This is a genomic window from Hydrogenophaga sp., from assembly GCF_026125825.1.
In the GTDB taxonomy this organism is placed as follows: Bacteria; Pseudomonadota; Gammaproteobacteria; order Burkholderiales; family Burkholderiaceae_C; genus Hydrogenophaga.
Map to the genome: position 1 here is coordinate 1 of NZ_JAHCKK010000104.1, position 13,236 is coordinate 13,236.

Genomic DNA, 13,236 nt, shown 5'->3' on the forward strand with positions numbered 1-13,236 from the left:
ATGAAGGGCATCGAGCACCTGCGCTTCCAGTGGGAGGTGTTCGCCGCCATCTTCAGCTCCGACACCATCGCCGAAGCCACGAAACGCCACGAGCAGCGGCTCGCGGAGATGAATCGCATCTTCGCCGAGATGTATGCCGACGCCACCGAAGGCGCGAACGCGGCCAAGGGCGCGATGAACACCGCCGCGACCGCCGCCGAGGAAATTGCCAAGCGGCTCGAAGCCGTGCGCCAGGGCACGCAGGAAGCGGTCGGACGCGGCATCGAAGCGGTGCACGTCGCGCTGGAAAAGCTCAAGTCTCGGCTCGGCGAGGTCGAACAGGCTGTCGGCAAGGCCCAAGGCGTGGTGAACGACGCCACCGCCAAGATGGCCGAGGCCTACAAGGGGCTGACCTCCATCGTCGAGGCCAGTCTCGCGCAGCAGGTGCAGGCGGTGAAGAACCGCTACGAGCAGGAGAGGGCGGAACTGGAGCGCACCCAGCAGTCCGAAACCGCCAAGATCACCAAATCCACCCAGCTGCTCACCGAGGCGCTGACCCAGCAGGCGACCCTGCGCCGTCAGGCCACGACCGAGACGCTCGGCCTGATCGATCAGGAAACGCAGGCGCGCAAGGACGCCGCTGCCCGGCAAGGCCAGGCCGAGGAAGAGCGCCGCGCCAACGTGCAGCGGGTCGAGAACGACATCCTTGCCACCAAGCGCCAGACCTTGACGCAGGCGCTGGCCGAGTATCGCCAACACATCGACGCCCTCAACGCCGAGGCCAACCGGCATCTGGCCGAAGTGCAGCGCATTGAGGAGGCCAAGCGCCAGTTGTCGATGTCCACGGAAGATCGCATCCGCGACATCCGCCGCCAGGGCATGACGGAGTACGAGGCCACCGAGGATCGCAAGCGCCAGATCGCCGAGATGCAGGAGCAGGCGCGCCGGGCGCTGGCCAACGGGGAACTGGAACTTGCCCGCCAGCTCGCGCAGAAGGCGATGGACATGGCCGCGCAGGTGGCCACCAGCCAGACCAACGAGGCAAAGCGCGGCGAGGAAGCGCGCAAGCAGTCCGAACAGGCGGTGTCGCAAGTCACGCAGCTCGAAGCGCAGTCGCGCGAGGCCTACCGCAGGCAGGAATACCAGCAGGCCGCCGATCTGATGCGGCAGGCCGATCAGTTGCGCGCCGAACTGGCGCAGAAGGCCAAGGACGCCGATGCGCAGGCCGCGCAAGGCAAACAGGGCGTGCGCGACGCCATCGACCGCATCCGCCAGTCCGAGGAAATCCTCAACCAGACGCTGGATGCCGAAGCGAAGGCGCACCAGACGGCGGCACGCTCGGCCATCACCGCACGCGATGAGATTCAACGCACGCTGACCGAGACCACGCGCCAGATCGACGACATCACCGCCAAGCTCAAGGACGGCCTGAAGGTCACGCTCGACGCCGACACCACACGCTTCGACAAGGCCATCGCCGATCTGGACAAGGCGCTCGCCGAAAAGGAGTACCTGCTCCAGATCCAAGCCGACCTGCAGGAAGCGGAGAAGAAGCTCAAGGAATACGAGGCGCTGCTCAAGGAAGGCAAGACGCTGCCGGTCGATGCCGATGTATCCAAGGCGAAGGAAGCGCTGGACAAGCTCAAGGCCTACGCCGACCAGAACGCACAGTTCGAGCTGAAGGTGGCGACCGAGAAGGCGCAGGCGGCCATCACCAATGTCGAGGGAATGATCAAGGCCCTGGATCGCACCCAGACCGAATCTCAGCATCAGGTGGCCAGCAACGTCGGCGCGGTTCGCGGGGAGATCGACAGCCTCAATGGGCGCAACACGTCCAGCACCCACACCATCTACGTCACCAAGGTGGAAACCAATGCCACGGGCGGACTCGTCGGTGGCGCGGGTGGTGGTGTCCGTGGCTTTGCCGACGGCGGCGCGGTGGCTCCGGCCTTTCCCCGGATGAGCGGTGGCTCGGTGCCCGGCTCCGGCCACCACGACACGGTGCCGCGCACGCTGGACGCTGGTGCCTTCGTGATCCGCAAGGCGGCGGTGCAGAAGTACGGCAGCGGCGCGCTTTCTCGTCTGGCCAATGGCGTCGCCCACTTCGCGGTCGGCGGGCGCGTTGCCTCGTTGGGCGGTACCGGCTCCACAGGCTCCGATCCGAACGACAAGCCAAGCAGGCCCAAGAAGAACCGCGAAGCGTTCGAGGCGCTGAAGATGATCGATCTCGGCCTGCAGGGGATGAACGAATACACCAGCTGGCTGCAGTGGAACTACGGCGCATCGGTCAGTCTGGATATGCGCAGCAAGACGATGGACAGCTACGGCAAGCAGGCGCAGCAGGATCGCCGCACGCTGGAAGAGTTCATGAGTCGCAAGACGCTCACCGGCAACGAGCGCCAGAACCTCGAACGCATCAAGCAGACGTGGCGCTCTGCGATGGCGCAGCCGCTGCTCTGGGGCAAAGACCTGGAGCGCGAGCTGATCGACTACATGGAGCAGAACCAGGGCGAGTTCTACCGGCGCGGCGGCTTGGCGAAGTCCGACACCGTCCCGGCGATGCTCACCCCCGGTGAGTTCGTCGTGAACCGGCAGGCCGTGTCTCGCTACGGCGCAGGCTTCTTCGAGGCCATCAACAACCTGAACGCTCCGGCGCAGGCACTGGCGGGACGCGCGCTGGCGGGCATTCAGGGCTTTGCCTCGGGCGGTCTGGTGCAGCCCGCAAGCCGCAGCCTGCCGCGTCCCTCGCTGCCCGACAGCGCGCCCGCACTCACATCGATACGCACCGTGCGCGTGGAGCTGTCCTCGGGGCAGCAGAAGGTCAACGCCACGGTCGATGCGCGCGACGAAGCGCGACTGCTGCAACTGCTGGACGCCGCCCGCGCCCGCACGGCTTGACCGTGCGTTCCTGTTTCTCTTCCTGAAGGTTTCCCGATGCAACTGACGAACCTCGACACCGGGGTGGCTTTGCCATTGCCCGACGACTTGCTGTGGAGCGACGAGCACGCGTGGTCGCCCGCCGTGGCGGCCACGTCCTACCTCATCACGGGTGCCTTGTTGATCCAGTCCGCCATCCGGCAGGCCGGTCGCCCGATCACCTTGGTGGGCGCACCCGACATGGCGTGGGTGACGCGCGCCACGGTCGAGCAGTTGCGCGCGTGGGCCGCGATCCCGGTGGGCGGCAGCACGGGCCGCTTCGAACTGAGCTTCACCGATGGCCGCGTCTTCACGGTCGCCTTCCGCCATCAGGAGGCCGCCATCGAGGCCGAACCCGTGCTGGGCATTCCGGCGCGATCCGGCTCCGACTTCTACCGCCTGACCCTTCGATTCCTGGAGATTTGAGATGCCGATTCAATCCGGCGACGTGAAACTGCTGAAGTCCGCCGTGATGGCGGACGTGCCCGAAGGCGGCGGCGCGCCCACGGGCCTCGTGATCCCCGACGGCGTCTCGAACGCCATCTTTCCGGACATCTCCGAGCTGGATCGCGCCGGAGGCCGCGTCAATCTGCGCAAGAGCTTCGTGCAGGTGGCCACCGACGACACCGACACCTACTTCGGGGCCAACGTCATCGTCGCCGAGCCGCCGCAGGACGCGCGCGTCAGCGTCACGCTGTTCTCCACCAAGAAGACCTTCGACACCCGCGAGCAGGCGCAGACCCGCATCGAGGCCTACCTCAACAAGGGCCCCGAGTGGGCGGGCTATCTGTTCGAGAACCACATCGCGGGCCAGCGCGTGGTGCAACTGTTCCAGCGCCCGAGCGACGCCGTGCCCAACGTCGGTCAGACCCTCGTTCTGATCGAGAACGAAGGCCTGCCCACGCAGAAGGAGCAGTACATCCGCGCCACCGCCATCTCGGTGGTCGAACGCACCTTCACCTACAACACCGACCAGGACTACAAGGCGGCGGTCGTCACGGTGGCGATCAGCGACGCGCTGCGCTTCGATTTCACCGGATCGCCCGCGACGCGCACCTTCACGCGCGCCAACAACGCCACCCGCACGCGCGACACGGTGGTGGCCGATGCGGGCACCTACGTCGGCGTGGTGCCGCTGACGCAAGCGGCCAATGTGGGCGACTTCACCCTCAAGGGCGCGTCCATCTACACGCAGCTCGTGCCCAGCGCCCAGACCGAGACGCCGATCTCGTTCGTGCCGCCGTATGCCGCAGCGGGCTTGCCGGTGCCGGGCGCGGCACCCGTGAGCTACACGGCCAGCCACGCCTGGAACACCACCCTCAAGTTCAATCTGCCGGGCGGCTGCCTGCCCGGATCGCTGTCCATCGTCACCGACGGCGTCACGATCTTCGACGACGCGGGCCTGCTCAAGACCGCCAGCGGCACGCTGGGCACCATCGACTACGCCAACGGCATCCTGAGCTTGAACTCCGGCTCGATGTCCAACAGCAAGTCCATCACCTACACGCCCGCCGCGTCTTTGCAGCGCGCGCCGCAAAGCTCGGAGATCGCCGTCACGCCGGAGTCGCGCAGCCAGTCCTACGTCGGCACCGTGAACCCGGTGCCGCAGCCCGGCACGCTCTCCATCAGCTACATGGCGCAGGGCCGCTGGTACGTGCTGTCGGACGGTGGCAACGGCTCGCTCAAGGGGCTGGACGCCAGCTACGGCGCGGGCACCTTCAACAAGAACACCGGGGCCTTCGTGGTGACGCTGGGCGCTCTGCCCGACGTGGGCTCGTCCCTGATCCTGACGTGGAACGTGCCGACGCAGGAAACGCAGCAACCGACCGCCGCCCTGAAGGCGTCGCAGGCCTTGCAGCTCGCCCCGCCCGAAGGCAAGAGCGTGCAGCCGGGAACGCTCACCATCACCTGGCCGCACGAGAGCGGCACCGGCACGCGCACGGCGTCCGCCACCACCTCCGGCACGTTCAGTGGAGCCGCTACCGGCAACCTGAACGTCGCGCAGAACCTCTTGAGCTTCGCACCCAACGTCCTGCCGCCGGTCGGCGCGCTGCTGACGGTGGACTACGTTGCGGGCCCCAAGCAGGAAGACAGCTTCGCGCACCCCTCGCGCGACGATCAGGGCAAGGTGCCGGTCACCGCGACCCTGGGCTCCATCGAGCCGGGTTCGCTGGAGATCGAATGGAACACCCTGACCGACACCGCCGTGCTCGGGGTCTACACGCTGCAGCAGATTCAGGCGATGGGCTTGGGCCTGTGGAACGGCGTCGATCCCACGCAATACGCCCGCGACGATGGTGCGGGCAACGTGCTGCGCTCCGGCGTCGTCATCGGCAGCGTCGACTACGCCACCGGCGCGGTGCAGTTCCAGCCCGACGTCACCGTCAAGATTCCAAGCCCCGTCTATGGCGCGCAACGCCTCGGCTGGGCCTCGGGCGTGGGCCAGATGTTCCGCCTCAACTACGGCGGCATCCGCTACGTGGATGCGCCGTCGCTGTACCCGAACGATGAGTCCGGCTACGTCAAGCTGCGCTACAACAGCGCGGGCTCGACCAGCAACCACAGCGAGACGTTCGCGTTCAGCCCGTCGTTTCGGCTGGTGCCGGGCGTGAACGCGCAGGTGGTGACCGGCACGGTGCTGCTGGCCATCGCAGGCAGTCAGCCCTGGGGCGACAACGGTCAGGGCACGCTGCGCGAATTCACGCCCAGCGGCTGGGTCACGCGCGGCAGCATCAACTACCTCTCGGGCGCGGTGACGCTCAGCTCCTGGTCGGCGGGCGCGGCCAACAGCATCACGCGCGCCAGTTGCGTGACCACGGTCGGCGAGAACATCTCCAGCGAGTACGTATTCCGCACCGGTGCCGCGCCGCTGCGCCCGGGATCGCTGTCCATCCAGTTCGCCCGTGCCGTCGGTGGCACGCAGACCGTGACGGCAGGGATCGACGGTGCGATCAGCGCGTCCGGCGTCAGCGGCAATGTCGATTACGACACCGGCCTCGTGCGGGTGCGCTTTGGCACCGTGGTCACGGCGGCGGGCAACGAGACGGAGCCGTGGTTCGACGCCGAGAACGTCCGCGCTGACGGCAAGATCTTCCGTCCCGAGCCGGTGGCGGCATCCAGCCTGCGCTACAGCGCCGTGGCCTACAGCTATCTGCCCCTGGACGCGGCGCTGCTGGGCATCGACCCGGTGCGCCTGCCCAGCGACGGGCGGGTGCCGATCTTCCGACCCGGTGGCTTTGCGGTGGTCGGCCACACCGGGCGCATCACGACGTCGGTCAGCAATGGCCAGACCATCGATGCGGGCCGCGTGCGTCTGTCACGTGTGCGCGTGGTCGGCAACGACGGCGTGGTGATCCACACCGGCTACATCACCGATCTGGAAGCGGGCACGGTCACCTTCACCAGCGTGACCGGCTACAGCCAGCCGGTGACCATCGAGCACCGGATCGAGGACATGGCCGTGGTGCGCGACGTGCAGATCAGCGGCGAGATCAGCTTCACGCGCCCGCTGACACACGCCTATCCGCTGGCCAGTCCCGGCGACCCCGTCTCCGGCAGCTTCGTCTCCAGCGCGCTGGTGGCGGGCGATCTGTTCGCCCGCGTGAACCTCGTATTCGACCAGAGCACCTGGAACGGCGGCTGGTCGGATGAGCTGGTGGGCAGCGCCGCGACGGCGACCTTCAACCACACGCAGTACCCGATCACGGTCAGCAATCGCGGGGCGCTCACCGAGCGCTGGGTGGTGCGGATGACCAACAGCACCTCGTTCGAGGTGATCGGCGAAAACGTCGGCGTGATTGCCACCGGCAACACCAGCGCCGACTGCGCGCCCAACAACCCGGCGACCGGGGTTCCGTACTTCCGCCTGCCCGCGCTCGGTTGGGGCAACGGCTGGGCCACGGGCAACGTGCTGCGCTTCAACACCATCGGCAGCCAGTTTCCGGTGTGGGTAGTGCGCACCGTCCAGCAGGGCCCGGAGTCCGTGCCCGACGACCAGTTCACGTTGCTGATTCGCGGCGACGTCGACACCCCTTGACCATAAGGAATCAATGCAATGGCTGACCTCACCGTCAAATACTTCAACAGCGGCATGACCGGCGCGCCGCAGATCAGTAACAACTGGGGCGATCTGGTGACGATGCTCGATGCCTGCCTCGTCAACGGCTTCGCCTTGAAGGCCATCGACACGCTGACCTTCGCCGATGGCGTGGCTACCGCCACCATCAGCGCGGGCCACGCCTACCGGCCCGAGCAGGTAGTCGAGATCGCCGGAGCCGACCAGCCCGAGTACAACGGACAGGTGAGGGTGATCGCCACCACCGCGACCAGCTTCACATTTGCGGTGACCGGCACGCCCGTGTCGCCCGCGACCAGCGCCACCAGCCTGTCGGCCAAGGTTGCGCCGCTGGGCTGGGAGAAGGCGTTCGCGGGAACGAACAAGGCGGCGTACCGCAGCCAGAACCCGGCCTCGCCGCAAAACCTGCTGCTGATCGACGACAGCCTCAAGACGCCCGGCTACACGACGACCTGGGCGAAATGGGCCAACGTCGGCATCGTCGAAGACCTGTCGGACATCGACACCATCGTTGGCGCGCAGGCTCCGTTCGACCCGAACAACCCGACGCAGAACTGGAAGCAGGTGCAGGCCAACCAGTGGGGTTGGTACAAGTGGTACCACGCCCGCACCAGCGGCTACGACAACTCCGGCGACAGCGGCGGCGGCAACCGCAACTGGGTGCTGATCGGCGACGACCGGCTGTTCTACCTGTTCGTCACCAATGCCGCCGGGTACGGATGGTATGGGCGCAACGGCTACTGCTTCGGCGACATCACGAGCTTCAAGCCCGCCGACAACTACGCGACGGTGCTGGCCGCCGAGGATGTTTACTGGAGCAACAGCAGCGCGGGCTACGCGAGCTATCCAGGGCAGTACAACGGCTATGGGCTCACGCATTCGCTGGATTTCACCGCCAAGGTGCTCTTGCGCAACCACACTCAGCTCGGCAATCCGGTGCGCTTCGGGCTGACGTCCCTGAACACCAACAACGGCCAGCAGGTCTGTGGACGCGGGCCGATGCCGTTTCCGAACGGCCCGGACTACAGCCTATGGTTACTGCCGACCTACGTGAGGCAAGAGGACGGCCATATGCGTGGCCTGATGCCCGGGATGCTGTGGATGCCGCAGGATCGTCCGTACTCGGATCAGACCATCGTCGACAACGTCGTCGGGCAGACGAGCAGGAAATTCCTGTTGGTCAGGACGCAGTACAGCTCGGAAGCCGAGGGCGCGCAGATCGCCTTCGACATCACCGGGCCGTGGAGGTAAGCCGTGAGCTGGTGGGATAGCGTGGCGTCCTTGACGCCGGTCGCGGCGTGGGACGCGCTGCACTTCTCGGGCGGGCAATTGCAGGATCAGGTCGGCAGCAATGCCATCACCGTGCAGGGCGGCGTGGCCACGCCATTTCCGCTGTACGGGCTGCACGGCCAGGACAAGCCCTGGCCTTTGGCTACGCCGATGTCCTTGTCCGGCGACTTCGTGCTGGCGGGCTTCGTGATGCACGTCAGCCGAGGGCTGGTGTTCTACAAGACCCTCGGCGACAGCAACAGCTACTTTCTGGATCAGGAGTCCAACGGCGCGATCTACCAGTACGCCAATGGCAGCGGCGGTCAGGTGGGCAGCGGGCCCGCGTGGGGCACGCCGAAGTTCATGGCGCTGGTGGTCAGCCCGGCCAGTGCGCGCGTCTACATCAACGACGACTGGGCCGGTGCGGCTTTCGCGCGCTCGTGGGTCGCGGACAGCGTGGGCGGCATCGGCTACTACGCCGACGGCAACGAATACAACATCGGCGGCAGCGAGCGGTTCTTCGCGGCCGGGTTGTGGTCGGGTGTCGCAAACCTTGCCGACGTGCGCGCGCTGGAGATCGCCTGCCGCGCTGCACTTGCCGGGCCGCCGGTCAGCGTTCACGCCGCAGCCTTGGGCCGATTGCACAGCCCGAACTCCGATCTGTGGAGCCAGCCGGGCAGTCACCCGCGACAGCATCGGGGCGTGTCCAGCAGTCGCCGCAACATCCACTTCGGCGGCAACGGCCAGATCACCGGCACCGTCAAGGAAAAAGGGCAGCCCGACCAACCCCTCGTTCGCCAAGTTCTGCTCTTCAGCGAAAACACCCACACCCTGGTGGCGAGCACGTGGTCTCAGGCTGACGGCACATATCGATTCGAGCGCATCGACCCTCAACAGCGCTACACGGTGATCAGCACGGACTACCGACAGATGTACCGCGCAGTGATCGCGGACAACCTCAAGCCGGAGCCGATGCCATGACCGTCGCCATCACGCAGGAACACAACGAGGCACGGCTGGCGGGCACGCTGTCCTTCCTCGATACGGGAACCAACCCAGCGCGGCTGCGCATCTACGGCGGCACACGCCCACCCAATCCGGCGGCGACGCCCACCAGTGCGATGCTGGTGGAAATCGCGCTCACCAAACCCGCAGGAACGATTGCGGGCGGGCTGCTGACGCTCACCCAGCAGGAGGACGGACTGATCACCGCCACCGGCATCGCCACCTGGGCGCGGCTGGTCAACGGCAGTGAGGTGACGGCGCTCGATCTGGATTGCAGCGGCACCGATGGTGCGGGCGACGTGAAGCTCGCCAGCACCAACCTCTATCTGGGTGGCGACGCCCGGATGGTGTCGGCCATCCTGGGCTGAAGTGTTGGGGGTGAACGATGCCTGCGAACTCTGGGCAGAACGTCGACCTGCTGTACGACCGACCCGCCGCGCTAGATGCCGATCTGATCTTCGGCGCGGACTACGTGCCACCGCGCAACGACGTGGTGGTACAGGCCACGCTGCCGCTGCCGGTGGCCAGCATCGCATTCATCCCGCCCACGCGGCTGGATGTGCTGGCCGAGCTGCCGGGCCTGACAGTCAGCACGCTCATCCTGCGCCCGAGCGTGCCGCTCAACGTCGGCGTGGCCAACCTGCCTGGCGTGGTGTTCACCGGCGAGGTGCGCTACGCCTCACGCACGCAGCGTCCGACGGTGGGCCAAATGGCGCACGAGTGGCAGCAGGCCGTGCAGCACGAGGACGGTGCAGCGCAGCGCCAGCAGGATGCGACGGCCACGCCTGCAGGCTGGGGCGCGGCGTGGCAGCGTGGGGCTGTGTCGGTTCACGGCATCGCGCACCGCCTGCCGCCAATCTTGGTGGCTGCGCCGCTGCTGCGGCGCACCGGCCAGCAGCAGGCGACGCGCTTGCACGGCGCAACCGGGTTCACCCACGAGAACGCGACGCCCATCGCGCAGATTCGGACGGGCGTGTTCCAGAACGCCACCCGTTTGCGCGACGCCACGCGCTTCGCGCATCAGGACGGTGACCGCAGCAAGCGCGCCGGTCGGCTCGCCCTCTGGCAGAACGCCCGACCGCTGACGCAGCGCCAGGGTTCGGACTTCCAGAGCGCAAGCCGCCGACAGGTCGGCTGGCGCGGGCGGTACCAGGACGCGATGCGGCCACCGCCCGGCATCAGCGTGTGGGTGATTCCCGAGCCGCCCGAACCGCCGCGCTGCTACACGCCCAGTGGGCATCTGCTGTTCGCTGCGCTGGCTCCGGCCAGTGCCCACCTGCTGTTCTTCTGCGAAAACCACACCGACCCGCCCGATGGCGAGCCGGTGGTCGTTCCCGTTCGGAGGGTCTATTTCGTGATCAACAACGTGACCCTGCACCGGCTGCCCGATGGCTTGCCGGTGCCGGTGTTCAATCTCTCGCTGTCGCTCGACGCCGCGTCCTGGACGTGGGGCTTCGAGGCACTGCTCCCCGCCGCCGCAGAAAGCCTCGTCGCGCCTGGCAGCAACGGCGGCCCGGTCGAACTGGTGTCCAGCGTCAACGGCACAGCCTTCCGGGTGCTGGCCGAGAGCATCAGCCGCGAGCGGGTGTTTGGCGATGCCAGCATCCGCATCTCGGGCCGTGGGCGCAACGCCGTGCTGGCAGCCCCCTACGCGCCGGTGATGAACTTCCAGCAACCGCAGGCGCGCACGGCGCGCCAGTTGATGGACGACGCGCTCACGCTCAACGGCATCCCGCTGGGCTGGAACATTGATTGGGGTCTGACCGACTGGAACGTTCCGGCCGGGGTGTTCACGCAGCAGGGCACGTGGATGGAAGCACTGGTCGCCATTGCCAGCGCCGCCGGGGGATACCTGATCCCGCACCCGTCCGACCAGAGCATCCGCGTGCGTCATCGCTATCCGGCCGCGCCCTGGGAGTGGAGCGCCGTCACGCCGGACTTCGTGCTGCCCGTCGATGCGGTGGCGCGCGAGTCGCTGCGTTGGGTGGAAAAGCCCGGCTACAACCGCGTGTTCGTGTCCGGGCAAGACGTCGGCGTGCTCGGCCAGGTGACCCGAGCCGGGACTGCCGGAGATGTTCTGGCCCCGATGGTGGTCGATGCGCTGATCACCGAGGCCGCTGCAGCGCGCCAACGCGGCATCGCTGTACTGGCCGATACCGGCCAACAGATCGAGGTGAGCCTGCGCTTGCCGGTGCTGGCCGAGACGGGAATCATCGAACCGGGTGCCTTCGTCGAGTACCAGGACGGCAGCGTGACCCGCCTGGGCCTCGTGCGCTCGACGCAGATCGAGGCCGGGATGCCCGAGGTTTGGCAGACGCTGGGAGTGCAGAGCCATGCATAACCTCTACGAACAGTTCCGCCAGCTCATTCCTGATCCGCCGTTGCAGGCGGGCACGGTGGTGGGTGTCGGCGCAGGCAGCGTGACCGTCGCCTTGCCCGGTGGTGGCTTGATCCGCGCACGCGGCAGCGCCGCCATCGGCCAGAAGGTGTTCGTGCGCGACGACGTCATCGAAGGCGTCGCGCCCAGCCTGACGCTGGAAATCATCGAAATCTGAAACCCAACTTTCCGATCAACCCTGAACCCGCCCACGAGGCGGGTTCTGCTTTTCTGGAGACCTGCAATGACTGAACCCGAACAACAAGCGCCCACCGCCCTCGTGGAGAACATGCTGCTTCTGCGCAAGGAGGACTTCGACGATCTGCTCGACCGCGCCGCCGAGCGCGGAGCTGAGCGTTGCCTTGCCCACCTCGGGCTGGAGAACGGCAGTGCCGCGAAGGACATCCGCGAACTGCGCGATCTGCTGGAAGCGTGGCGTGATGCCCGCCGCACGGCGTGGCAGACCACCATCAAGGTCGTGACCACCGGCATCCTGGCCGCGCTGCTGGTGGGAGCTGCCATCAAGTTGAAGCTGATGGGAGGCGTCCAATGACCGCCAAGCCGAAGATCTGCCTTCTGGACGACTGGCAGCGCGTGTTGCGACGGGCCTGGAGCATCCGCTTCTCGCTGCTGGCCGCTGCCTTCACGGCGGCGGAAGTGGTGGTGCCGCTGTTCGGTGACGTACTGCCGCGCGGCGCGTTTGTGCTGCTGGCCTTTGCCGCCAGCATTGGCGCAACCGTGGCCCGAATCGTGGCACAGCCGGAGATGCACCGATGATCCGGCCACCGCAAAGACGCACGGTGGCCGCGCTGACGCTGTCCGCCGCCGCCCTGGTCGGCATCGTGCTGCACGAGGGGTACACCGACCGCGCGGTGATCCCCGTCAAGGGCGATGTGCCGACCATCGGCTTCGGTACCACCACCGACGTGAAGCTGGGCGACACCACCACGCCGCCGAAGGCACTGGCGCGTGCGCTCACCGATGTGCAGCAGTTCGAGGGCGCGCTCAAGCAGTGCGTCACTGTGCCGCTGGCCCAGCACGAGTACGACGCGTTGGTGAGCTTTTCCTACAACGTTGGCAGCCGCGCGTTCTGCCAGTCCACGCTGGTCAGGAAACTCAACGCCGAGGACTACGCCGGGGCTTGCGCCGAGCTGCTGCGCTGGCGCTTCTTCCAGGGCAAGGACTGCGCGCTGCCCGCCAATGCGCGGCTATGCGGCGGGCTGGCTACACGGCGAGAAGCCGAATACCGGCAGTGCATCGGGGAGGCGTCGTGACCCTGATTCCGTGGCCGTACCGGCTGCTGGCCCTCGCGGCGCTCGGCGTCGCCCTGGTTGGATTTGGCTGGGTCAAGGGTGCGGGCCACGTTCAAGCCCAGTGGGATGCCGCCGTCCAGAAGCAGACCCTGCAGGCCGTCGCCATCCGCGAGCGACAAGCGCAAGCCACCGTCAAGGTGGTTACCCAGTACGTCGACCGCATCCGCGTCGTCCGCGCGAAGGGCGACACCATCATCAAGGAGGTTCCCGTCTATGTTCCCGTTCACGCCGATGTTGCTTGCACTATCAACCGTGGCTTTGTGCGCCTGCACGACGCTGCCGCCGCCGGTGAACTGCCCGAG

General features: G+C 67.1%; 12 protein-coding genes. All 12 read left to right on the forward strand.

Translation table 11 applies throughout. From position 1 onward, the window contains the following. On the forward strand, positions 1 to 2,877 hold a 2,877-nt coding region (locus tag KIT86_RS21650), incomplete at its 5' end, for a phage tail tape measure protein (RefSeq protein ID WP_297402247.1). A 36-nt stretch (positions 2,878 to 2,913) separates the two neighbouring features. Beyond that, positions 2,914 to 3,321 (forward strand): hypothetical protein, encoded by a 408-nt coding sequence (locus KIT86_RS21655; RefSeq protein WP_297402249.1) that lies wholly within the window; start codon positions 2,914 to 2,916, stop codon positions 3,319 to 3,321. A 1-nt stretch (position 3,322) separates the two neighbouring features. Further along, positions 3,323 to 6,931: a hypothetical protein gene (locus KIT86_RS21660; RefSeq protein WP_297402250.1), complete on the forward strand. Its 3,609-nt coding sequence runs from the start codon at positions 3,323 to 3,325 to the stop codon at positions 6,929 to 6,931. A gap of 18 nt (positions 6,932 to 6,949) precedes the next feature. Beyond that, entirely contained in the window at positions 6,950 to 8,221 is a 1,272-nt protein-coding gene (locus KIT86_RS21665; protein WP_297402252.1) for a hypothetical protein, read from the forward strand. Between the two features lie 3 nt (positions 8,222 to 8,224). Continuing rightward, the gene (locus KIT86_RS21670; RefSeq protein ID WP_297402254.1) at positions 8,225 to 9,220 is read left to right on the forward strand and encodes a hypothetical protein; all 996 of its coding nucleotides are present in this window, start codon (positions 8,225 to 8,227) and stop codon (positions 9,218 to 9,220) included. Then, positions 9,217 to 9,612: a hypothetical protein gene (locus KIT86_RS21675; RefSeq protein WP_297402256.1), complete on the forward strand. Its 396-nt coding sequence runs from the start codon at positions 9,217 to 9,219 to the stop codon at positions 9,610 to 9,612. The genes KIT86_RS21670 and KIT86_RS21675 overlap by 4 nt, the downstream gene beginning before the upstream one ends. A gap of 17 nt (positions 9,613 to 9,629) precedes the next feature. Continuing rightward, complete coding sequence (locus KIT86_RS21680) at positions 9,630 to 11,585, forward strand: hypothetical protein (RefSeq protein WP_297402258.1); 1,956 nt, start codon at positions 9,630 to 9,632, stop codon at positions 11,583 to 11,585. Further along, positions 11,578 to 11,799, forward strand: a complete 222-nt coding sequence (locus KIT86_RS21685) for a hypothetical protein (RefSeq protein ID WP_218559723.1) — start codon at positions 11,578 to 11,580, stop codon at positions 11,797 to 11,799. Before KIT86_RS21680 ends, KIT86_RS21685 begins: the two co-directional genes overlap by 8 nt. 66 nt (positions 11,800 to 11,865) lie before the next feature. Then, complete coding sequence (locus KIT86_RS21690) at positions 11,866 to 12,174, forward strand: DUF6127 family protein (protein ID WP_297402261.1); 309 nt, start codon at positions 11,866 to 11,868, stop codon at positions 12,172 to 12,174. Further along, positions 12,171 to 12,398, forward strand: a complete 228-nt coding sequence (locus tag KIT86_RS21695) for a hypothetical protein (protein WP_054066618.1) — start codon at positions 12,171 to 12,173, stop codon at positions 12,396 to 12,398. The genes KIT86_RS21690 and KIT86_RS21695 overlap by 4 nt, the downstream gene beginning before the upstream one ends. Then, a complete protein-coding gene (locus KIT86_RS21700; RefSeq protein WP_297402266.1) occupies positions 12,395 to 12,895 on the forward strand; it encodes a lysozyme in 501 nt (166 codons plus the stop codon). Before KIT86_RS21695 ends, KIT86_RS21700 begins: the two co-directional genes overlap by 4 nt. After that, a partial coding sequence (locus tag KIT86_RS21705; RefSeq protein WP_297402268.1) for a hypothetical protein occupies positions 12,892 to 13,236 on the forward strand: 345 nt, incomplete at its 3' end. The genes KIT86_RS21700 and KIT86_RS21705, both read left to right, overlap by 4 nt.